The organism is Streptomyces sp. NPDC111507 (genome assembly GCF_055638955.1).
The window spans coordinates 1656846-1678786 of record NZ_JBVKBU010000001.1; the positions used below are offsets into that span (position 1 = coordinate 1656846).

The following is a 21941-nucleotide window of genomic DNA, read 5'->3' on the forward strand; positions in this document are numbered from 1 at the left end:
TCTCCACTGTCCCGGTCACCACACGCACGGCAGCTCCACCTCGATCACGGTCGGCCCCCCGACGGGGCTGGTCATCAACAGGGTCCCGTCGAGCGCGGCCACGCGTCGCTGCATACCGAGCAGCCCGGAGCCACCCCCCTGGTCGGCTCCGCCCTGTCCCTCATCGGCGACCCGGACGCTCAGCCCGCCCCGGTTGCGGACCAGCCGTACCTCGGCGCGCTCGGATCCGCTGTGCTTGGCCGCGTTCGTCAGCGACTCGGCGACCACGAAGTACGCCGCCGCCTCGACCGCCGCCGGGGCTCGGGACCCGCTCCGCGCCCCGTCCTCCAGGCCGTCCACGACCACGGTGACGTCCAGCCCGCTGCTCGCGGCGAGCGCCCGTACGGCGCCGGCCAGTCCCCGGTCGGTGAGGATCGGCGGGTGGATGCCGCGGACGACGTGGCGCAGCTCGGTCAGCGCCTCCTCGGCCTGGCTCTGCGCGTCCTCGAGAAGTCTGAGCGCGGTCTCCGGGTCGCGTTCGTAGGCCCGTTTGGCGATACCGATGCGCATCGACAGGGAGACCAGCCGGGCCTGTGTGCCGTCGTGCAGATCGCGCTCGATGCGGCGCAGTTCGGCGCCGTGCGCGGCGATCGCACCGGCCCGGGTCTCGGTCAGCTCCTCGATCCGGACGGCGAGCAGCGCCTCCGGGGAGGGCTTGAGCAGGGCGGTGGACCAGGCGGCGTCGAGGTCCGCGAGCCGGCCGATCAGCGGCAGGACGAGCGGGGAGCGGCCGAGCAGCCCCTGTCGTACGCCGTCGACTAGCAGGCCCAGCAGCCACAGCGGGACGGTGAGCAGTCCGAGGAAGCCGTAGACGTAGTGGGAGACCATCCAGCGGAAGTCGCCGAGCGTGCCGGGGCCGCGGACCGCCGTGCGCAGTCGTTGCCGCAGCGGGCCCTCGATGGGCTGGTAGGCCTCGGGGATCACCTTGCCCGTCCACCGGGCCACCAGGTTCCGCTTGGCCCCGGCGATCCGCCGGATCAGCAGCACCGTCTCGGGCAGCAGCCCGGCGCCGACGACCGCGAGCGTCAGCGTGGCCGTGATCAGCAGCACGGTGATGAAGAGGATCGTGCCGAAGGCCAGCACGGCGGACATGACGAGGCCGGCCGTGGCCCGCGCGGCCTGCCGCACCGTCTCTCGCATGGCCACAGGTTAGGCGAACGGCAGCCCCCGTGGGCGAACGGGTGACCTGGTGAGGTGCAGCCCACTGCGCCAGGGGTTGGGGAGGGCGCTCCTGTCGTCGAAGCCGGCCCTCTGGTTCCCGTTCCTGTTTCTGTTCAGCCTCGTCGTCGTCGACGGCGCGCGGGGCGTCGCGACGGCGGTCGGCATGGGAGTCGTCTCCCTCGGCGCGGGCAGCGCCCTTCTCAAGGGCCGCAAGGAGGGACAGCACGCGGCCTGAGCGCCCTTCGGCAGGCGCCTGAACCCGCCGCCCGTCGGACAGGCGCCCTCACAACGCCCGCAGCGCCGCCGCCGTGGCCCGGGCCAGGCTCGCCAGGTACCCCTTCGGCAACTTGGGCCCGCGGACCACCACCGCCCGCCAGTACAGCGGGCCCGACATGAGGTCGAGCGCGAGTTCCTGGTCGATCCCCTCGCGCACCTCGCCCCGCGCGGCCGCCGCCGCGACGATCCCGCTCGCCACTCCCTGCTGGCCTTCCCGCAGCGCCTTCTGCATGGCGTCCGCGATGTCGGGGTTGCGGGCCGCCTCCGCCTGGAGGTCCGGGATGATCTGGCCGGCCACGGGGTGGCGCAGCGCACGGGAGGTGACCTCGTACAGCAGGCGCAGGTCGCCCTCCAGGGAGCCCGTGTCAGGGGCGGGCAGTCCCTGGATCGCGATGGCGGAGACCAGGTCGAGCACCAGGTGCAGTTTCGAACGCCAGCGCCGGTACACCGCCGTCTTGCCGACACCCGCGCGGCGCGCGATGCCCTCGATGGACATCCGGGCGTAGCCGACGGCCGCGAGCTCCTCGAAGACGGCGGCCCGGATCGCCTCGGTCACGTCCTCGCGCAGCACGGCCGCCCCCGCCGGAGCCCTACGACGCGGGGCCTTCCCGGCAGCACTCCCCGCGTTCGCGGCGGCACTCGTGGTGTCGGCGTTCGTCGTCATGCCTTCCAGCATAGGGCGTTACGACGAAACGGTTGCGTTCCGACGTCAAGAAGCCATAGTCTCGCGTTGCGACGATACGGTCCCGTCCCGACGTAAGCAGCTGGCAAAGCCGCAGTTAAGAAACGTCAAGGACGGCCCGCGCATCCCACCCCCCGAGCGAAAGCAGCGGATGTGAGCCAGGTCCTCCACACACCGCCGACGTCGGTTCCCCCCACCGACGATCCCGCGGCGCTCGCCGCCCGGTACGGCCTCACGGTCAGTGGCGCCCGCCCGACCCTGCCTGAATACGTCCGCCAGCTCTGGGCACGGCGTCACTTCATCACCGCCTTCGCCACCGCCAAGCTCACCGCCCAGTACAGCCAGGCGAAGCTCGGCCAGGTCTGGCAGGTGGCGAACCCGCTGCTGAACGCGGCGGTCTACTACTTCATCTTCGGTGTGCTGCTCGGCACCAAGCACGGCGTGCCCGACTTCGTGCCGTTCCTGGTCACCGGTGTCTTCATCTGGACCTTCACACAGAGCTCGATCATGGCGGGCACCCGGGCGATCTCCGGCAGCCTCGGCCTGGTCCGAGCCCTGCACTTCCCGCGGGCCGCGCTGCCGGTGTCGTACGCCATCCAGCAGCTCCAGCAGCTGCTGTTCTCGATGGCCGCGCTGGTCGTCATCCTGCTCTGCTTCGGCATTCCCGTGAGCGCGTCGTGGCTGCTCGTCGTGCCGATCCTGACGCTGCAGTTCGTCTTCAACGCGGGCGTGGCGATGATCATGGCGCGGATGGGCGCCAAGACGCCGGACATCGCACAGCTCATGCCGTTCGTGCTGCGCACCTGGATGTACGTCTCCGGTGTCATGTGGAGCATCGCCTCGACGCTCAAGCACAGCCACATGCCGCACTGGGCGATGGTCGCGCTGGAGAGCAACCCGGCCGCCGTCTACATCGACCTGACGCGCTACGCGCTGATCGACAGCTTCCACGCCCACCAGCTGCCGCACCACGTATGGGCGCTGGCGATCGGCTGGGCACTGCTCGCCGGAGTCGGCGGCTTCATCTACTTCTGGAAGGCCGAGGAGACGTACGGACGTGGCTGACATGGCTGACACCCTCATGCAGGACGCCCGGCCCCAGGACGCGGCCGGCAGCGCCGACGCGCTCATCCCCACCGTCGTCGCCGACCACGTGGACATCGTCTACCGGGTCAACGGCACCGGTGCAGGACGGGGCAGCGCCACCGCCGCGCTCAACCGCATGCTGCGGCGGGGGCAGGCCGAGAAGGCCGCGGGCGTACGCAAGGTGCACGCCGTCAAGGACGTGTCCTTCACCGCCTACCGCGGCGAGGCCATCGGTCTGATCGGCACCAACGGCTCGGGCAAGTCCACCCTGCTCAAGGCGGTCGCCGGCCTCCTTCCGGTGGAGAACGGCAAGATCTACACCGACGGTCAGCCCTCGCTGCTCGGCGTCAACGCGGCCCTGATGAGCGACCTCACGGGTGAGCGGAACGTCTACCTCGGCGGGCTCGCCATGGGCATGTCCCGCGAGCAGGTCAAGGAGCGCTACCAGGAGATCGTCGACTTCTCCGGCATCAACGAGAAGGGCGACTTCATCACCCTCCCGATGCGGACGTACTCCTCCGGGATGGCGGCGCGGCTGCGGTTCTCCATCGCGGCGGCCAAGGACCACGACGTGCTGATGATCGACGAGGCTCTCGCCACGGGGGACCGCTCCTTCCAGAAGCGCTCCGAGGAGCGGATCCGGGAGTTGCGCAAGCACGCGGGCACCGTGTTCCTGGTGAGCCACAACAACAAGTCGATCCGGGACACGTGCGACCGGGTGCTGTGGCTGGAGCGGGGGGAGCTCCGCCTGGACGGGCCCACGGAGGATGTGCTCGCGGAGTACGAGAAGTTCACGGGGAAGTAGGGGCGACCCAGGGGGTGCGGGGAACTGCTCGATGTCGGCCGCGAGTTCGTCGTGGCCGGTCGCGCGGTTCCCCGCACCCCTTCGGGGCGCCTCCGCTCACCTCTCCAAGAAGGTGAACAGGTCTTCCCACCTGCGGACGATCTCGTCCGTCGTGTAGCGCTGGATGTTGACGCGGGCCGCCTCGCCCATGCGGTCGCGCAGGTCCTTGTCGGACATCAGGGTGTCGAGGCGGCGGGCCAGTTCCCCGGTGTTGCCCAGGGCCGCCAGGAGTCCGTCCTCGCCGTCCTGGACGATCTCGTGGACGCCGGGAGCGCAGTCGAAGGCGGCACACGGGAGGGCGGTCGCCATGGCCTCCATGAGGGCGAGGGGGAAGCCCTCGCCGCGGGAGGACAGGACGAAGACGGAACCGCCGCGCAGGGCGCCGGGTACGTCGCTGGTGCGGCCCATCCACTCGACGGAGTCGTCGAGGCCGAGGGCGGTGCACTGCTTCTTGAGGATCTCCTCGTCCTCCCCGGAGCCGAAGATCCGCAAGGTCCAGTCGGGATGGCGGGGCGCCACCTCGGCCCAGGTGTCGAGGAGCATGTCGATGCCCTTCTGGTCCGAGAGCCGGCCGACGCTGACGACGACGTTCTCGGTGCGCGAGGAGGGCACCTCGGGCATGAAGGGGATCGGGTTCGGCATGAAGGACGCGTTGTCGAGGCCCTGGCGGATCCACAGGTCGGCGTCCTCGCGGGTGAGCGCGAGCATCCGGTCGACGTCCTTGTAGTGCTTCTGCACCCGTCCGAAGCGCGAGGTCGCCTTCGAGTAGGCGAAGGACTCGTGACTCATGCCGATGACGGTCAGGCCTGTGGTGTCGGCGAGCTCCACCCACTCCATCGCCCACACCTGCGTGACGATCACGACGGCGCCAGGGCGCGCGGCCCGGAACAGCCGGGTCAGCTTGGCGGCCTGCTCGCGCATGCCCGCCGCCCGTTCGGCGCGCAGCCTGCGCTCGGCGACGTTGAGCCGCCCCTTGATGCCGCGCGCGGAGCCCACGCGCGGCGGGTGCGCCTCGTACAACGTCGTGGTGGGGTAAGGGAGTTCGCCGAGCTCCTGGACGACCGCGGGCTCGGTGATGCCGATGACGTGCACGCGGTGCCCGCGCTCGGTGAACAGCCGGGCCATCTGATGCGACCAGCTGGTCACGCCGCCGAGCTCGTCGACGCTGTTGGAGACGAAGAAGACGTCCCGCTCGCTGTACGCGGTCACGCGCGCCTCCACTGGGAGAAGAACTGGTCGACGATGCTCTGCGCGGCGTTGCCCTGGTCGAACTCGCCGAAGTCGGCGACGAACCGCTCGCGCGGGGCCGCGTACTTCACCTTCTGATCGTCCAGCGAGTCCAGGACCGCGTGCAGCTCGTCCTCGGTGCGCACGACCGGGCCGGGGGCCCTCTCCAGCAGGTCGAAGTAGGTTCCGCGGCCCTCGTGCACGTACTCGTCGTAGTCGTACGTGAAGAAGAACATCGGGCGGTCGAGGAGGGAGTAGTCGAACATCACGGACGAGTAGTCGGTGATCAGACCGTCGGCGAGCGCCAGCAGCGGGGTCATGTCGTGGTAGTTCGTCACGTCGATGACCCGGCCGCGCACGGAGGGCGGCAGCACGACGTGGTTGAGGTAGTGCGAGCGGACCAGGAGGACATAGCGGTCGCCGAAGGTGTCGGCGAAGCGCTCCACGTCGAAGGGCAGCTCGAACCGGCGCTTGCCGCCGCGCTGACGGAAGGTCGGCGCGTACAGCAGGATCTGCTTGTCGTCCGGGATGCCGAACTCGGCCGCCGGCGCACCGCGCTCCCGCTGCCCGGTGGCCTCCTCGCGCTCCTTGGCCTGGACGAGCGCGTCGTTGCGCGGGTAGCCCACCCGCAGCAGCGTCCGCTCCTGGAGCCGGAACGCCCGCGCGAGGGTGCGCACGTCGTGCTCGGAGCGGATCAGGAAGCGGTCGAAGCGGTCGAGGGTGCGCTGCTGCTCGGCCTGCTCCTCTCGGGACTTGAGCTTCCATTCCGGCTCGTCGAAGCCCATCCGCTTGAGCGCCGAACCGTGCCAGGTCTGGATGTACGTCGTCTCGGGCCGCTTGGTGACCTTCAGCGGATAGCTCTGGTTGTCGACCCAGTACTCGGCCTGGGCGAGCGCCTTGAGGTAGGGCAGCGACCAGCGGCGTACGAGGGTGGCGTCGTCCGGGAAGCCCTGGGGACTGTCCGCGTAGGCCCACACGGCTTCGAAGTCGATGCCCTGGCGGCGCATCTCCTCGTAGATGGCCTTGGGGCTGTCGCTGTACTGCCGGCCCAGGTGGCTCTCGAAGACGACGAGGCCCTTCTTGACGGGCAGGCGGCTGAACACGTCGTGGTAGACGCGGAGCTTGGTGTCGCCGGAGGCGAGTTCCTTGCGCAGCGCCTTGACCTTGCGGTAGCCGGTCTTGGCGAGCCGCCCGGTCGGGCCCTGCACTCCGCGCTGGACGAGTTCGTTGGCCTTCTTGTCCGGGACGAGCCGGAAGGAGAGGTGGCCGCGGGAGGAGACCTCGGGCTCGATGCGGTCGGCGACCAGCCGGGTCAGGCGGGGCCGGACGGGCAGGTGCCCCTGGGCCAGCTCGGGCTCGGAGGCCGTGAGCCGGGTCGTGGTGCGGACCGTCCCCGCGCCTTCGCCCTCACCGGCGACGGCGAGGTGGAGGCGTACGTCCCAGACCGCGTCCACGATGCCGAGCGGACGCAGGCCCTTGGCGAGGTCGGCCGAGGCCTCCCAGGCGATGGCCTCGCCCTCGTGGCGCACGGTGGCCACGGGGAAGCGGAAGGTCTGGAAGCGCACGCCCGGACGGCGGGCGTAGAACTCCAGCTGCGCGGAGAGCCGGGCGTCGGGCGGGATCACGCCGAGCGGGTTGGTGATGCGCCCGGCCAGCCGGACGGTGCCGTCGGTCTCCGCGTATCCGGTCAGCGCGTTGCGCAGGAACATCTTCTCGACCGGCTTGGTGTGGTAACCGAGCTCGGTGACGTCCAGGACGTGCCGGGCGAAGGCGTCGTGCTCGATGTGTTCGGCGCACCAGTACACGCGCCCCTCGTGCTCGACGAGCGGCGAGGAGATCTTGTCGCGGTTGCTGAGCGTGTCCACGGCGGGCAGCAGGTTGTCCCAGTCGGCCTCGTGGAGGAGGTACGCGCAGATGGCGTGGATCGGCTCGACCTCGTCGAAGGCGATGCGGTCGATCGACTCCAGGTAGGTGCGCGCGATCTGCGCGAACTCCTGGCGGTAGGTCTCGTCACGGAAGGGCAGCTCGCGCAGGTGCAGCACCAGGTCGTGCTTGAGCCACTTGACGTCCTTGGCGAACTTCAGCGCCAGCAGGCCGTGGTCGGCGAGGAGCTGGTCGACCCGGCGGTGGATCTCCATGCGGTGCGTGAAGTTGGCGATCTCGTCACGCCGGTTGCTGATGGACTTGGCGGCCGACTCCGCCGGCTTGTCCACGATCCGCCAGTCGTACACCCGGTTCGGGATGAGCGTGATGCGCTGGGCGGCCACGTAGGCCTGCGCGGAGAACAGCAGGTCCTCGTAGTGGATCCCGACCGGGAACTCAAGGCCCTCATCGAGCAGGAACTGCCTGCGGTAGCACTTGTTCGTCGACAGGGTGTCGAAGACCAGTAGGTCGGGCAGCTCGGAGATGGACTCCAGGGTGCGGGTGCGGTCGTACAGCCAGGGGTACCACTTGACCTCCTTGCCGGTGCGCGAGTCGACGTGCACACGCACGCACAGGCCCGAGACGAGGTCCGCGCCGGTGGACTCGGCGGCCTCCAGCATGTTGCGGCAGGCGTTGCGCTCCAGGACGTCGTCACTGTCGAGGAAGAGGACGTAGTCGCCGCGGGCCTGCTGGATGCCGTGGTTGCGGGGGGCGCCGCAGCCGCCGCTGTTCTCGGGCAGCCTGAAGGCCCGGACGCGGTCCGGGTGCGCGGCGGCCAGTCGCTGTGCCACGTCGTACGAGCCGTCCGTACTGCGGTCGTCGACGATGACGACCTCGACATCGCGCAGGGTCTGGTCGAGAACGGAGCGCACGGCCGTCGTCAGCCGGGACGCGTCGTTGTAGACGATCACGACCACGGACACGGCGGGCAAGGCTGCTGTTTCTGCTGGCGGGCAGGGGTGATCCACACTCATCCTATTAATGCTAGACATTCCTGATGGTTCAACCTAGGCGATCTAGTCCATTTGCGTATCACCTAGGTAGATGCCGATCGCCCGCAAAGGGTTGCGAGCTGCTGTCTAGCGGCTGTGTTTCACCTGTTCGAACACCCAGGTGCGGTACACGAGAAAACGGAACGCCGAGGCCAGCACGATCGACAGCGCCTTGGCCAGGTTGGACCCGAGCGGGGTGTCCATGCCCAGACCGTGGTAGCCGATGTAGAACAGCGCGCTCTCCATGATGACGCCAATGCCGCTGAACGCGAAGAACAGGGCGATCTGGCGTCGGGTGCGCGAGGCCCGGTCACGGTAGGCGAAGAAGCGGAAGCCGAGGTAGTTGCTGCCCATGGCGACACAGCTGGCGATGACCGTGGCGGCCATCGGGGCCCACTTCAGGCCGTGCAGGAGAAGGTTGAAGACCAGGAAGTTGACTGCGATACCGCTCCCGCCGACGGCTCCGAACTTCACCACTTCGAGGACGATCCGCCGGGTCCTTTCGATCGCCCCGGGAGGAGTGGCGGCTGGTGCGGGCTGGGGCGGCGCGGGGGCCTGCCGGCCTACACGGGCCCGCCCCTCAGAGAGATTCACAGTCACGATTGTCCCTTTTATCAGCAATAGGTAAATTCCAGTTCCGGTTTTCCCGAGAGATCCGCAAGAGCGAGGCAAGAGGGCGGCCGAGGCGCTTGCGCCTACCTGCACAAACAGGGGCAGCCCCGGCCGTCCCGGCCGGGGCTGCCCCATCGACGTACATCCGATCGAGTGAAACAAGTGCGCTCACGAGCGAGTCAAGCGCACCCAGAGGTGAGCTACGAGTGCGTCCGCAGAAGCGTCCGCATCGTGCGCATCGCCACCGACAGGTTCGCCAGGTCGAACGAGTCCGAGGTCTGGATCTCCTCCAGGGTGGTGCGGGCACGGCCCAGGATCGCCGCGTTCTTCTCCTCCCAGGCCTTGAAGCGCTGCTCCGGGGTCGAGGTGCCGTTGCCGACGGCGAGCACGTCCGCGGTGAGCGCCGCGTGGGCCGCGTACAGGTCCTCGCGGATCGAGGCGCGGGCCATGGACTGCCAGCGGTCGGCACGCGGGAGCTCGATGATGCGGTCCATGAGCTGGGTGATGTTCAGGCGGTCGGCGAGGTCGTAGTACACCTCCGCGACGGCCATCGGGTTCTTGCCCATGCGGTCGGCCACCGCGACGATGTCCAGCGTCGGGAAGGCCGAGGAGAACCCGGCCACGTGCGTGGCCAGCTCCTCGGGGACGCCGGCGCCCGTCAGCTCCTCGAAGATCTGCTGGTACCACTCCAGGTCCGCACCGCGCAGCAGCTTGGGCAGCTCGCCCCAGACCTGCGCGACCCCCTCGCTGAAGAAGGAGATGTTCTCGGCGAGCTGGAGCGGCTGTGGCCGGTTGTTGAGCAGCCAGCGCGTGCCCCGCTCGACGAGACGGCGCGAGTGCAGCCGGATCCTGGTCTGGACATCGGCGGCGACGACATTGTCGAGCGCCTCCACCGCGTCCCACACCTTGCTCGACTCGAAGATCGCGCGGGCCGCGGTCTGCGCCCGGACGATCTCCTCCAGGGACGCGCCCGTCTCCTCACGGAGGCGGTGCAGGAAGCTCGTACCACCCGTGTTGACCGTGTCGTTGACCAGTACGGTCGTCACGATCTCGCGGCGCAGCGCGTGCGCCTCGATCTGCTCGCGGAACTTCTCACGCAGCGCGGTGGGGAAGTACGCGAACAGCAGGCTCTGCAGGTACGGGTCGTCGGGCAGCGAGGTGGCGAGCAGCTCGTCGGAGACCGTGATCTTCGTGTACGCGAGGAGCACGGCCGTCTCCGGACCGGTCAGGCCCTGCCCGGAGTTGAGCCGCTCACGGATCTGCCGCTCGTTGGGCAGGAACTCCAGCGCCCGGTCGAGGTGGCCCTCCCTGACCAGGAAGCGCAGGAAGCGCTGCTGGGCGTGGAGCATGCTCGGCGACTGGGCCAGCGCGTTGGCGATCGCGACGTTCTGCGCGTAGTTGTTGCGCAGGACCAGGGCGCCGACCTCGTCGGTCATCTCGGCGAGCAGCTTGTTGCGCTGCTTGACCGTCTGATCGCCGTTGGTCACGACCGCGTTGAGCAGGATCTTGATGTTCACCTCGTGGTCGGAGGTGTCCACGCCCGCGCTGTTGTCGATGGCGTCGGTGTTGATCTTGCCGCCGTGCTGCGCGAACTCGATCCGGCCCAGCTGGGTCAGACCGAGGTTGCCGCCCTCGCCGACGACCTTGACGCGCAGGTCGGCGCCGTCGACGCGGATGGCGTCGTTGGCCTTGTCGCCGACGTCCGCGTGCGACTCGGCGGACGCCTTGACGTACGTACCGATGCCGCCGTTCCACAGCAGGTCGACCGGCGCCTGGAGGATCGCCTTCATCAGGTCGGCCGGAGTCATCTTGGTGACACCGGCCTCGATGCCGAGGGCCTCGCGGACGTGCGCGTTGACCGGGATCGCCTTGGCGGTCCGCGGGAAGACTCCGCCGCCGGCCGAGATCAGCTCGGTGTTGTAGTCCGCCCAGGACGAGCGCGGCAGCTCGAAGAGTCGACGCCGCTCGGCGTACGAGGTCTCCGCGTCCGGGGTCGGGTCGAGGAAGATGTGCCGGTGGTCGAAGGCGGCGACCACGCGGATGTGCTCGGAGAGCAGCATGCCGTTGCCGAACACGTCACCGGACATGTCACCGACACCGACGACGGTGAAGTCCTCGGTCTGGGTGTTGACGCCCAGCTCCCGGAAGTGCCGCTTCACGGACTCCCAGGCACCGCGCGCGGTGATGCCCATCTTCTTGTGGTCGTAACCGGCGGAGCCGCCGGAGGCGAAGGCGTCCCCGAGCCAGAAGTTGTAGCTCTCGGCGACCTCGTTGGCGATGTCGGAGAAGGTCGCGGTGCCCTTGTCGGCGGCGACGACGAGATAGGTGTCCTCCCCGTCGTGCCGGACCACGTCCACCGGGGGCACGACCGCACCGGCGACCAGGTTGTCGGTGATGTCGAGCAGCGCCGAGATGAAGGTCCGGTAGCTGCGGATGCCCTCCGCGAGCCAGGCGTCGCGGTCCACGGACGGGTCGGGCAGCTGCTTGGCGACGAAGCCGCCCTTGGCGCCGACGGGCACGATGACGGTGTTCTTCACCATCTGTGCCTTGACCAGACCCAGGATCTCCGTCCGGAAGTCCTCGCGCCGGTCGGACCAGCGCAGACCACCGCGCGCGACCTTGCCGAAGCGCAGGTGCACGCCCTCCACCTTCGGCGAGTACACCCAGATCTCGTACGCCGGTCGCGGCGCCGGCAGGTCCGGGATGGCCTGCGGGTCGAACTTCATGGAGACGTACTCGTGCGGCTTGGCGCCCAACGCCTCCTGGAAGAAGTTGGTGCGCAGGGTCGCCTTGATGAGGGTGAGGAAGGAGCGCAGGATCCGGTCCTCGTCCAGGCTGGCCACCTGGTCGAGAGCGGCGTCCAGCTCCTCCATCAGCGCGTCGGTCAGCTCGACACCGGCGTGCTGGCGCTCCGGCGACATCCGCGCCTCGAAGAGCGAGACAAGCAGCCGGGTGGTGTGGACATTGTTCCGGAGGGTGTCCTCCATGTAGTCCTGGCTGAAGGTGGAGCCCGCCTGGCGCAGGTACTTGGCGTACGCGCGCAGCACCATCGCCTGCCGCCAGGTCAGCCCGGCGCTCAGCACGAGGGCGTTGAAGCCGTCGTTCTCGGCCTCGCCGGTCCAGGTGGCGGCGAAGGCCTCCTGGAAGCGCTCACGGCCGTCGTCGCCGAGGTAGTCGCCGTTGCCGTTCAGGGACTTGGGCAGGCGCAGCCCGAAGTCGTAGATCCAGGCCGTCGTACGGTCCGAGCAGCGCAGCTCGTACGGGCGCTCGTCGGTGACCTCGACGCCCATGCGGTTGAGGGCCGGCAGGACCGCCGAGAGGGAGACCTGCTCGCCGGTGCGGTAGATCTTGAAGCGGCGCTCGCCGGGACCGGCACCGACCGGCTCGTACAGGCTGAGCGCGAAGTCCTTGCTCCGGTCGCGGGTGAGCTTCTCCAGGTGGACCAGGTCGGCGACCGCGGCACGCGGGGTGTGGTCGGCCTTGTAGCCCTCGGGGAAGGCGCTGCCGTAGCGGCGCAGCAGCTCGGCCGCGCGCTCCTCGCCGCACTCGGCGTTCAGCGCCTCGGCGAAACCGTCGGCCCAGGAGCGGGCGGCCTCGACGAGCCGCACCTCGAGCCTGTCCTTGTCCGCGTCGCTGAGCTGCGTCAGCTCGGTGCCCTGCGGGACCCGGACCACGAAGTGCAGCCGGGAGAGGATCGACTCGGTGTTCCAGGCGGTGAAGTCGACGCTGGTGCCGTTCAGCTCCTCCTTCAGGATGTCGATGATCCTGAGGCGCACCCCGGTGGTGTAGCGGTCGCGCGGGAGGTAGACGAGGGCCGAGTAGTAGCGGCCGTACTCGTCCTGGCGCAGGTAGAGGCGCAGGCGGCGCCGCTCCTGGAGGTAGAGGACGCTGGTGACGATGGAACGCAGCTCGTCGGGGGGCGTCTGGAAGAGCTCGTCGCGGGGGTAGGTCTCCAGGATCTGGAGCAGGTCGCGGCCGTCGTGGCTGTTGGGCGAGAAGCCCGCGCCCTTGAGGACCTCCTCGACCTTGCGGCGGACCACGGGGACGCGGCGCACGGACTCGGTGTACGCGGCCGAGGAGAACAGGCCCAGGAAGCGCCGCTCACCGACGACGTTGCCCTCGGCGTCGAACTTCTTCACACCGATGTAGTCGAGGTAGGACGGCCGGTGCACGGTGGCGCGGCTGTTGGCCTTGGTGAGGACGAGCAGCTTGTGCTCACGGGCCTTGGCGCGGGCGTCGGCGGGCAGCCGCTCGAAGGACGGGCTGACCGGGTGGCTGTCGTCACCGCCGTGCTGCGGGTCGGAGCGCAGGATGCCGAGTCCGGTGCCGGGGACGGCGGCCAGCGAGTCGTCGTCGCGCAGCTCGTACTCGCGGAACCCCAGGAAGGTGAAGTGGTCGTCCGAGAGCCAGCGCAGCAGCTCACGGGCCTCCTCGACCTCCAGGTCACGCAGGTCGTCGGCGGTCGGCTCGGTGGGCAGTTCCTCGGCGATGCGCAACGCGGCGTCGCGCATCTTCTCCCAGTCCTCGACGGCCTCACGGACGTCGGACAGGACGCGCAGCAGATCGGCGGTGATCTGCTTCAGGTCGGCACGGTCGGTCTCGCGGTCGACCTCGACGTGGATCCAGGACTCGACGTGCGCGTCGTGCGGCAGATCCTCGAGGGTGGGCCGGCCGGGGAGCACCTCGATGAGCTCGCCGGTCAGATCGCGCCGTACGACGAACTGCGGGTGGATGACGAGGTGGATGCCGCGGCCCTGCCGGGACAGCTCGTTGGTGACCGAGTCGACGAGGAAGGGCATGTCGTCGGTCACGACCTCGACGACGGAGTGGCTGCAGGTCCAGCCGTTCTCCTCGACGGTGGGCGTGTGCACTCGGACGTTGGCCGTGCCCTGGGGGCGATTCTCGGCCAGTCGGTAGTGGGAGAAGGCGGCTCCGAAGACATCGACCGGGTCGCGGTCGGTCAGGTCCTCCGGGGCTGTGTGCAGGTAGTAGCGCTGGAGGAACGCGAGCACGGTGTCCTTGTCCGGAGTGCCCTCGCTCGTCGTCCCAGTCGGTAGGTGCCCCCCGACCGGGCTGTTCTCAGCTACCCGGGCAGCCCTCTCGAGCAGCTCGGCCTTGGCTTCGTCCAGCTTGGTCTGCATTGTCCTCTGGCTCCTGTCGCGCGCCGTTGCGTGACGTAGAAGGAAGTACGGTCTCTTCTCCGACGTAACGCCGTGACGCGGGGTGTCCGGTCTGGTCCGACGCTATGCCGCATGGAGAGATGGGCGGGGGGGTATCGGCCATTCTCGGCACCCTCGGCGACTGTGACGCTGATCTCTGCGTCGTCCGTCCCCGGGGTGTCCGCGGCCTACGGAGAACGCTCGCGATTCCGCTTGCGCCCGCGTTTCCGCTGGTGCTTGCCGCGGTCGCCGCTCCATCCCGCCCGTGAAGATCAGCGATCGCCGCCCGGTCACGGATGTCGTCCGTGCGCTCCGGGCGCGAGGCAGGGGCAACTGAGCCCCCGCGAGATATCGCGCTGATCACGCCACCAGGCTATCGCTCCCTACCCGGGGCCCGTCATGAGCCGTATGTGTACAAAACCGGGGGTGGAACTTTGACAGTATGCACAGGGACGAAAGGGACGGGAACGTGCAGTCCTCCGGTAACCCTCTCCTGCGGCACCACGTTGACGAGGACGGTGGGGCGGAGGCGGAATAGAACTGGGGCCCGCTGAAGCTCCACCGAAGCTCCACCGAAGGGAGCGGCACCGACATGACACCGAAGATCCTGATGGTCACCGGCGACGCGGCGGAATCACTGGAGGTCCTGTACCCCTACCAGCGCCTGCGCGAGGAGGGCTACGAGGTCCACATCGCGGCCCCCACCCGCAAGCAGCTCCGCTTCGTGGTCCACGACTTCGAACCCGGCTTCGACACGTACACGGAGAAGCCCGGCTACACCTGGCCCGCCGACCTAGCGTTCTCGGAGGTCGACCCCGGTCAGTACGCCGCCGTGGTGATCCCGGGCGGCCGCGCGCCCGAGTACCTCCGCAACGACCCCGAACTCCGCAAGATCCTCAAGTCCTTCTTCGACGCCGACAAGCCCGTGGCCCAGATCTGCCACGGCCCCCTCCTCACGGCCGCCGCCGACGCCCTGAGCGGGCGCCGCGTCACCGCCTACCCGGCACTGGAACTGGACATGCAGGCCGCCGGAGCGACCTTCCAGGACGCGGAGGCAGTGGTCGACGGCACCCTCGTGTCCGCCCGCGCCTGGCCGGACCACCCGGCCTGGATGCGCGAGTTCCTCAGGGTGCTGAGGGCGAAGGCGCCGGTGGGCTGAACGACTCGGGGGCGGTGACGTGGGAGGTGTGAGCCGAGTACGCGGCTGCCCCGCCGACGAGGGCCGCCGCACACCCGGCGCGGCGAGCTCGGACGACAGACCTACGCCGCCATCAGTCGCTCGGCCTCCTCGACCGCCTCTTCCAGGCTGTCCACCACGGGCACGCCGACCCCTTCGAGGCTGGCGCGACTGTGCGAACCGCCGGTGTAGAGCACGGCCCGCGCCCCCACGTGCAGCGCCGCCACCGCGTCGTCGGCGGCGTCCCCGATCACCACCGTGCGCTCCGGGTCCACGCCCGCGAGCGAGCCTATGTGCCGCACCATGTGCTCGGCCTTGCTGCCGCCGGACGGCCCGACCCGCCCCTCCACTCGCACGAAGTGCGGCTCGATCCCGAACCCCCTGACCAGCGGGACCAGTTCCTCGTGCACATACATGCTCAACAGCGACTGGCTGCGCCCCGCCGACCGCCAGTCCGCGAGCAACGTCGACGCCCCCTCGGTGAGCTCGCACGTCACACGATGCTCCGCGTAGTACCGATGGAAGGTGTCGTCCATGACCTCCCACTCGGCATCGGTCGGCAGCCGCCCCATCAGCCGCTCGTAGAACTTCGGCACCGGCACGCAGTACAACTCCCGGTACCGCTCGAGCGTGAGCGGCTCCAACCCCAACTCGGCGAATGCCGCGTTCGTCGCCCCGATGATCGCGGCGTTGTCGTGGAACAGCGTCCCGTTCCAGTCCCACACGATGTGCGCTGCTGCGCCCTGCTTCCCCATACCAAGAAACTACCCGCCCGCACTGACAACGCCCCTCGGCGCAGGCTCAGTCCTCCAGCCCCACCAGGTTGGGAATCTCCTGCGTCGCGAACCACAACAACTCGTGGTCCTCGGCCCCGTCCACGATGAACTGCGCGTCGTCGTCCCCGTGGTCGGCCGCCCCGAGCGCGTCCACGGCCGCCGAGACGTCCTCCCCGGCGTCATCGGCGTCGACGTGCACCGCGGCCGCCTTGGACAGGGCCACGGGCCCCGACACCCGCACCTCACCGAGCGCCACCGGATCGAGCCCCCGGTCGGGGTCGGCGACCGCGGCCCGGTCGGGAACGTCGACCGCGACGACCACCCGCCGCCGCACGGCCCCCGGCTCCCCCGCGAGCAGCCGCAGCGAGGCCAGCGCGGCCCGGTTCAGCGCCGCGTACTCGAGCTCCTCGATGTCGTCGGAGAGGTACCACTCGCGCAACGCGGGCGTGACGGCGTACGCGACGACCGGTCCCGCCGCCAGCTCCCCCGTCTTGTACGCCTCGGCGAGACCGGAGAGGGTCAGGGGGACGTAGACGCGCATGGCTGGCCGCTTTCGTAGTCGGGTGGGTTTCCCGGGTCGGAGGGCTCCTGGAAGGGCGGTCCCGCGCCTCCCGGGAAGGCCTTCAGGATACGTGCGGGCGTCCCCTTTCGGGTCCCGGTCCCTCCCCCGTACGGCGTCCACCCCCGGCCCGCGATTCACCCGGAACATCCCTTCCCCGCCGGGCCTCCCGCCCCTCCCGCTCACTCTGATAGGTGAACCTTCCTGCCGCCGCGGCGCGCGCCCGGCGTCCTTGCGGGGACCCGCTCCCGCCTCGTAGAAGATCCCCAACACGAAGTTACCGCCCGGTATCGACCGGTCGCGGCGAGCGGGGCCGACACTGAACGGGGACGACACATGAACAAGGTGATGACCAGGACGAAGCGCCGCCCGGGCACCCGCCCACCCGGCCGCCACGACACCCGCCGCCCCGGCACCACCCCACCGCGCACCCCGGGCGCGGGCGCACCCCGCCCGGCCCCGGGAGACAGCCCACCCCAGGCGCCCGCACCGCACACACCCCCGGCGGAGGCCGCATCCCGCACCCTCCTCCTGCCCCCGCCGGCCGACCCTCCACGGCCCTCGCTGCCGCCCTCATCGCCATCCACAGCGCCGCCACAGCCCCGTCCCACCGACCTCTTCGCCGACCGCCTCCTCGCCGTGCTCAGCGGCCAACGCCCCGTCCACTGCATGCTGCGCCACACCGCGGGCCGGGCCTACGACGAGCTGGCCTGGCTCGCCGAGCGCGGCCCCCTGCGCACCCGCGGCACCCGCCCGGTCGTCCGCGACATCGGCTACTACGTGCCACGGCCCGGCGCGATCGAGGCCTTCGCCCGCATCGGCGCGGGCGACCGGCTCCGCGCGATGGCCTTCCGCCTGGAACAGGGCCCCGACCTCCGCTGGCGCTGCACGGCGGTGGAACTGGGCGGCCCCCGCATGCCCCGCCCGGACGACGACTGAGCAGCCCCCCGAATCCGTGAACACCTCGCGGCAACTCCTACGGACCGCTGCCCCGCTGCCCAACTCCCACAGACCCCTGAACCCCCACCGCCCAGCTCCCACGGGCCCCTGAACCCGCACCGCCCGGCTCCCACGGGCCCCTGAACCCCCACTGAGCAACGCAAAGGGCCGGACACCCACGGGTGCCCGGCCCTTCACCGCTTCTCAACTCTCATCGGCTCTCGCGAGCCGATCGGTCACTTCTTGCGGCGCCGCCCGTTGCTCTTCTGCTGCTTGCGGCGCTCCGCGCGCGTGAGGCCGTCCGCCTCGGAACGCACGGGCTCGTCGTCGTCGTTGGCGAAGTCGCCCTCGACGATGCCGCCCTCACCGTCCACCGTCGGCGCGGAGAAGTGCAGCCGGTCGGGACGCTGCGGGGCGTCGAGCCCCTTGGCGCGGATCTCGGGACGCGCACCCGCGGGCACGACGTCCTCCTTCTTCTCCAGCGACGGCGCGGCGTCCTCGACCGGGACCTCCTCGACCTGCTGCTCGACCTGAACCTCCAGGTTGAACAGGTAGCCGACGGACTCCTCCTTGATGCCGTCCATCATGGCGGAGAACATGTCGAAGCCCTCGCGCTGGTACTCGACCAGCGGGTCCTTCTGCGCCATGGCGCGCAGGCCGATGCCCTCCTGGAGATAGTCCATCTCGTAGAGGTGCTCGCGCCACTTGCGGTCGAGGACCGACAGGACGACCCGCCGCTCCAGCTCCCGCATGATCTCGGAGCCGAGCGTCTCCTCACGGGCCGCGTACTGCTCGTGGATGTCGTCCTTGATGGACTCGGAGACGAACTCGGCGGTCAGACCGGCACGATCACCGGCCGCCTCCTCCAGCTCGTCGACGGTGACCTTCACCGGGTAGAGCTGCTTGAAAGCGCCCCACAGCCGGTCCAGGTCCCACTCCTCGGCGAAGCCCTCGGCGGTCTCGGCCGCGATGTAGGCGTCGATCGTGTCGTCCGTGAAGTGCTGGATCTGCTCCTGCAGGTCCTCGCCCTCCAGGACGCGGCGGCGCTCGCCGTAGATGACCTCGCGCTGCCGGTTGAGCACCTCGTCGTACTTCAGAACGTTCTTGCGCGTCTCGAAGTTCTGCTGCTCGACCTGCGACTGGGCGGAGGCGATCGCGCGCGTGACCATCTTGTTCTCGATCGGCACGTCGTCCGGCACGTTGGCCATCGACATCACGCGCTCGACCATCTGGGCCTTGAACAGCCGCATCAGGTCGTCACCGAGCGACAGGTAGAAGCGGGACTCGCCCGGGTCGCCCTGACGGCCGGAACGACCGCGCAGCTGGTTGTCGATACGACGCGACTCGTGGCGCTCGGTGCCCAGCACGTAGAGCCCGCCGAGCTCCTTGACCTCTTCGAACTCCGCCTTGACGGCCTGCTCGGCCTTCTCCAGGGCGGCGGGGAGGGCCGCGGCCCACTCCTCGATGTGCTCCTCGGGGTCGAGGCCACGCTGACGCAGCTCCGCCTCGGCGAGGTCATCGGGGTTGCCGCCGAGCTTGATGTCCGTGCCTCGACCGGCCATGTTCGTGGCGACGGTCACAGCGCCCCGGCGGCCGGCCTGGGCGATGATCGGGGCCTCACGGTCATGCTGCTTCGCGTTCAGCACCTCGTGCTGGATGCCCCGCTTCGAGAGCTGCTGCGAAAGGTACTCGGACTTCTCGACCGACGTCGTACCGACGAGGATCGGCTGGCCCTTCTCGTGCTTCTCGGCGATGTCGTCGACCACCGCGTCGAACTTGGCGACCTCGGTGCGGTAGATCAGGTCTGACTGGTCCTTGCGGACCATCGGCTTGTTGGTCGGGATCGGGACGACGCCGAGCTTGTAGATCTGGTGGAACTCGGCGGCCTCGGTCATCGCCGTACCGGTCATGCCGGAGAGCTTGCCGTAGAGGCGGAAGAAGTTCTGCAGGGTGATCGTGGCGAGCGTCTGGTTCTCGTCCTTGATGTCCACCCCTTCCTTCGCCTCGATCGCCTGGTGCATGCCCTCGTTGTAGCGGCGGCCGGCGAGGATACGGCCGGTGTGCTCGTCGACGATCATGACTTCGCCGTCGATGACGACGTAGTCCTTGTCCTTCTTGAAGAGCTCCTTGGCCTTGATGGCGTTGTTCAGGTAGCCCACCAGCGGCGTGTTCACCGACTCGTACAGGTTGTCGATGCCCAGCCAGTCCTCGACCTTGGAGACGCCGGGCTCGTGGATGGCGACGGTGCGCTTCTTCTCGTCGACCTCGTAGTCCCCGGTCTCCTCGAGGCCCTTGAGGGGGTTGCCGGCCTCGCCCTTCTTCAGCCGGGTGACCAGCTTGGCGAAGTCGCCGTACCACTTGGTGGCCTGGTCGGCCGGGCCCGAGATGATGAGCGGCGTACGGGCCTCGTCGACGAGGATCGAGTCGACCTCGTCGACGATCGCGAAGTTGTGGCCCCGCTGGACGAGTTCGTCCTGCGACCAGGCCATGTTGTCGCGGAGGTAGTCGAAGCCGAACTCGTTGTTCGTGCCGTACGTGATGTCGCACGCGTACTGCTCGCGGCGCTGGGCCGGCGTCATGTTGGCGAGGATGCAGCCGACGGTCAGACCCAGGAACTTGTGGACGCGACCCATCATCTCGGAGTCGCGCTCGGCCAGATAGTCGTTGACCGTGATCAGGTGAACGCCGTCTCCGGAGAGAGCGTTCAGATACGCGGGCAGCGTGCCGACGAGGGTCTTGCCTTCGCCGGTCTTCATCTCCGCGACGTAGCCGAGGTGGAGCGCGGCGCCACCCATCATCTGCACGTCGTAGTGACGCTGTCCGAGGACGCGCTTGGCGGCCTCACGCACGGTGGCGAAGGCCTCGGGGAGCAGGTCGTCCAGGCTCTCCCCATCCGCATACCGCTGCTTGTACTCATCAGTGAGGGCGCGCAGCTCGGCGTCGGAGAGGTCGACGAAGTCCTCTTCGATGGAGTTGACCTGGTCCGCGATGCGGTGCAGCTTGCGCAGGATCTTGCCTTCGCCTGCACGCATGATCTTCGAGAGGACGGACACGGGGGTTTGTCTCCTTGCCGGTCGGGCCTGGGACGGTCGGGTTCAATGTCAGATTCAAATCACAGCTTGAGCAACGGCCATCGTAAGCGAGGACCCCACCGCGCCGGGAGGTCTGCCAGTGACAGCCACTAGGACAACGGACAGGGGTGGCGGAAGGTGCCGTGCCCGCGCTGCGAAAAGTAACCGAACCGTCACTCGCCGCAAAGGAATGGCGCCCTTTCGGTGGCCCTAGCAGAATCGGCCGATGGACCCCGTCACGCTGACCACCGACCGGCTGCTCCTGCGCGCCGTGGACTCGCACGACACCGACTCGGTGTACGAAGCCGTCCAGGACCCCGATATCCAGCGCTGGACCACGATCCCCTCGCCCTATCTCCGCGAGCACGCGACGGGCTTCACGGATCAGATGGTGCCGGACGGCTGGGCGGACGGCTCCATGTTCACCTTCGGCGCCTTCCTCCTGTCGGGGGACCTCGCGGGCATGCTCTCCATCAGCATGCGTTCCCTGGGTGTCGGCGAGGTCGGCTTCTGGGCGGCCAAGGAGCACCGCGGCAACGGCTACATCACCGAGGCCACCCTCACCGCTGCCCGCTGGGCCTTCACGAGCCTCGGCGTCGACCGCCTGGAATGGCGCGCCGAGGTCGGCAACAAGGGTTCCCGCGCGGTCGCCGAACGCGCCGGCTTCACCCTGGAAGGCACCCTCCGCTCCGCCCTCAACAACAAGGGCGTACGCCGCGACTGCTGGATCGGCTCCCTGCTCCCCTCGGACCTGGGCCTGGCCTCAACGGCCCCGTACTTGCCCGCCCCGCCCTCCACCCCGTAAACCCCCCTCCACCACACACCCACCTCATCCAGGCCGCCCGACACCGGCTCCCCAGAGACCTGCGGCTGCCGCCCCGGGAGGATGCAGGGCACAGCCCTGCGGGGGCAGGGCTGTGACGCAGCCCGTCCGCGACAGAGCGAAACCCCGCAGTGCGCTGGGGCGACAGCCCCACCACAGCCACAGCCCCTGCGGGTGCCCGGAGGCAAAGCCCCACGGGGGGTTCGAGGGAAGTAGGGGGGAGCCCGGCCGGGGTCCGGGGGCGGAGCCCCGCTGGGGGGCCGGGGTGCAACCGTGCCGGGGGTCCGGGGTACAGCCCCGCCGGGGGTCCGAGGGCGGAGCCCCGCCAGGGTGCAGGGGCACCCGCCGGGGGGCCGGGGGCGCAGCGTTGCCAGGGTTCAGGGGCGGAGCCCTGCCAGGGGTCCGGGGGCGGAGCCCCTGGCGGGGGCTGGGGCAGAGCCCCACCAGGGTCCAGGTCCGGAGCCCCGCCATGGGTGCAGGGGCGCAGCCCCACCGGGGTCCAGGACCGGAGCCCCCGCCGGGGGTCCAGGGCCGGAGCCCCGCCATGCGTGCAGGGGTGCAGCCCCGCCGGGGGTTCAGGGGCGGAGCCCCTGGC

15 protein-coding genes are annotated in these 21941 nt (G+C 69.6%); 6 read left to right on the forward strand and 9 right to left on the reverse strand.

The window, feature by feature from the left end; all coding sequences use genetic code 11:
- Positions 1 to 15: 15 nt before the first annotated feature.
- Positions 16 to 1179 carry a sensor histidine kinase gene (locus tag ACZ7M2_RS07330; protein ID WP_471594477.1) on the reverse strand — a complete coding sequence of 388 codons (1164 nt, stop codon included), beginning with the start codon at positions 1177 to 1179 and terminating at the stop codon, positions 16 to 18.
- 49 nt (positions 1180 to 1228) lie between these two features.
- On the opposite strand from ACZ7M2_RS07330, the gene ACZ7M2_RS07335 reads away from it, so the two are divergent.
- A complete protein-coding gene (locus ACZ7M2_RS07335) occupies positions 1229 to 1435 on the forward strand; it encodes a hypothetical protein (protein WP_471594478.1) in 207 nt (68 codons plus the stop codon).
- Positions 1436 to 1483: 48 nt separating this feature from the next.
- On the opposite strand, the gene ACZ7M2_RS07340 is transcribed toward ACZ7M2_RS07335, so the two are convergent.
- The gene (locus ACZ7M2_RS07340) at positions 1484 to 2140 is read right to left on the reverse strand and encodes a TetR/AcrR family transcriptional regulator (protein ID WP_248002945.1); all 657 of its coding nucleotides are present in this window, start codon (positions 2138 to 2140) and stop codon (positions 1484 to 1486) included.
- 171 nt (positions 2141 to 2311) lie between these two features.
- Here ACZ7M2_RS07340 and ACZ7M2_RS07345 point away from each other — a divergent pair, with 171 nt between their 5' ends.
- Positions 2312 to 3223, forward strand: coding sequence for an ABC transporter permease (locus ACZ7M2_RS07345; RefSeq protein WP_099922352.1), 912 nt, complete (start codon positions 2312 to 2314; stop codon positions 3221 to 3223).
- A gap of 16 nt (positions 3224 to 3239) precedes the next feature.
- Entirely contained in the window at positions 3240 to 4049 is an 810-nt protein-coding gene (locus ACZ7M2_RS07350) for an ABC transporter ATP-binding protein (RefSeq protein ID WP_471594542.1), read from the forward strand.
- Between the two features lie 96 nt (positions 4050 to 4145).
- Here the strand turns inward: ACZ7M2_RS07350 and ACZ7M2_RS07355 are convergent, their stop codons facing one another.
- The 4 genes from ACZ7M2_RS07355 to ACZ7M2_RS07370 form a co-directional block, all read right to left on the reverse strand.
- Entirely contained in the window at positions 4146 to 5297 is a 1152-nt protein-coding gene (locus ACZ7M2_RS07355) for a glycosyltransferase (RefSeq protein ID WP_352048958.1), read from the reverse strand.
- The gene (locus tag ACZ7M2_RS07360) at positions 5294 to 8212 is read right to left on the reverse strand and encodes a bifunctional glycosyltransferase/CDP-glycerol:glycerophosphate glycerophosphotransferase (protein ID WP_471594479.1); all 2919 of its coding nucleotides are present in this window, start codon (positions 8210 to 8212) and stop codon (positions 5294 to 5296) included. Before ACZ7M2_RS07360 ends, ACZ7M2_RS07355 begins: the two co-directional genes overlap by 4 nt.
- A gap of 105 nt (positions 8213 to 8317) precedes the next feature.
- A complete protein-coding gene (locus tag ACZ7M2_RS07365; protein WP_097225690.1) occupies positions 8318 to 8824 on the reverse strand; it encodes a GtrA family protein in 507 nt (168 codons plus the stop codon).
- A gap of 218 nt (positions 8825 to 9042) precedes the next feature.
- Entirely contained in the window at positions 9043 to 13983 is a 4941-nt protein-coding gene (locus tag ACZ7M2_RS07370; protein WP_471594480.1) for an NAD-glutamate dehydrogenase, read from the reverse strand.
- Between the two features lie 610 nt (positions 13984 to 14593).
- Between ACZ7M2_RS07370 and ACZ7M2_RS07375 the strand changes: the two genes are divergently transcribed.
- The gene (locus ACZ7M2_RS07375; protein ID WP_075029015.1) at positions 14594 to 15160 is read left to right on the forward strand and encodes a DJ-1/PfpI family protein; all 567 of its coding nucleotides are present in this window, start codon (positions 14594 to 14596) and stop codon (positions 15158 to 15160) included.
- A 101-nt stretch (positions 15161 to 15261) separates the two neighbouring features.
- Here ACZ7M2_RS07375 and ACZ7M2_RS07380 read toward each other — a convergent pair whose 3' ends face one another.
- Positions 15262 to 15933 carry an HAD family hydrolase gene (locus ACZ7M2_RS07380; protein ID WP_054229600.1) on the reverse strand — a complete coding sequence of 224 codons (672 nt, stop codon included), beginning with the start codon at positions 15931 to 15933 and terminating at the stop codon, positions 15262 to 15264.
- Positions 15934 to 15979: 46 nt separating this feature from the next.
- The gene (locus tag ACZ7M2_RS07385; protein WP_054229599.1) at positions 15980 to 16495 is read right to left on the reverse strand and encodes a DUF6912 family protein; all 516 of its coding nucleotides are present in this window, start codon (positions 16493 to 16495) and stop codon (positions 15980 to 15982) included.
- A 354-nt stretch (positions 16496 to 16849) separates the two neighbouring features.
- Between ACZ7M2_RS07385 and ACZ7M2_RS07390 the strand changes: the two genes are divergently transcribed.
- On the forward strand, positions 16850 to 17452 hold the full coding sequence (locus tag ACZ7M2_RS07390; RefSeq protein ID WP_471594481.1) for an Rv3235 family protein: 603 nt from the start codon (positions 16850 to 16852) through the stop codon (positions 17450 to 17452).
- A 236-nt stretch (positions 17453 to 17688) separates the two neighbouring features.
- Here the strand turns inward: ACZ7M2_RS07390 and secA are convergent, their stop codons facing one another.
- Positions 17689 to 20505 carry a preprotein translocase subunit SecA gene (gene secA / locus ACZ7M2_RS07395; RefSeq protein ID WP_471594482.1) on the reverse strand — a complete coding sequence of 939 codons (2817 nt, stop codon included), beginning with the start codon at positions 20503 to 20505 and terminating at the stop codon, positions 17689 to 17691.
- A 244-nt stretch (positions 20506 to 20749) separates the two neighbouring features.
- Between secA and ACZ7M2_RS07400 the strand changes: the two genes are divergently transcribed.
- Positions 20750 to 21328: a GNAT family N-acetyltransferase gene (locus tag ACZ7M2_RS07400; protein WP_471594483.1), complete on the forward strand. Its 579-nt coding sequence runs from the start codon at positions 20750 to 20752 to the stop codon at positions 21326 to 21328.
- Positions 21329 to 21941: the final 613 nt, after the last annotated feature.

What these genes read in the sequence shown, in the direction of transcription:
- ACZ7M2_RS07360 (WP_471594479.1), bottom strand. Translation starts at nt 8,212, where the DNA reads ATGAGTGTGGATCACCCCTGCCCGCCAGCAGAAACAGCAGCCTTGCCC.
- ACZ7M2_RS07385 (WP_054229599.1), bottom strand. Translation starts at nt 16,495, where the DNA reads ATGCGCGTCTACGTCCCCCTGACCCTCTCCGGTCTCGCCGAGGCGTAC.
- ACZ7M2_RS07350 (WP_471594542.1), top strand. Translation starts at nt 3,240, where the DNA reads ATGCAGGACGCCCGGCCCCAGGACGCGGCCGGCAGCGCCGACGCGCTC.
- ACZ7M2_RS07380 (WP_054229600.1), bottom strand. Translation starts at nt 15,933, where the DNA reads ATGGGGAAGCAGGGCGCAGCAGCGCACATCGTGTGGGACTGGAACGGG.
- ACZ7M2_RS07340 (WP_248002945.1), bottom strand. Translation starts at nt 2,140, where the DNA reads ATGACGACGAACGCCGACACCACGAGTGCCGCCGCGAACGCGGGGAGT.
- ACZ7M2_RS07390 (WP_471594481.1), top strand. Translation starts at nt 16,850, where the DNA reads ATGAACAAGGTGATGACCAGGACGAAGCGCCGCCCGGGCACCCGCCCA.
- ACZ7M2_RS07370 (WP_471594480.1), bottom strand. Translation starts at nt 13,983, where the DNA reads ATGCAGACCAAGCTGGACGAAGCCAAGGCCGAGCTGCTCGAGAGGGCT.
- ACZ7M2_RS07375 (WP_075029015.1), top strand. Translation starts at nt 14,594, where the DNA reads ATGACACCGAAGATCCTGATGGTCACCGGCGACGCGGCGGAATCACTG.
- ACZ7M2_RS07330 (WP_471594477.1), bottom strand. Translation starts at nt 1,179, where the DNA reads ATGCGAGAGACGGTGCGGCAGGCCGCGCGGGCCACGGCCGGCCTCGTC.
- ACZ7M2_RS07400 (WP_471594483.1), top strand. Translation starts at nt 20,750, where the DNA reads ATGGACCCCGTCACGCTGACCACCGACCGGCTGCTCCTGCGCGCCGTG.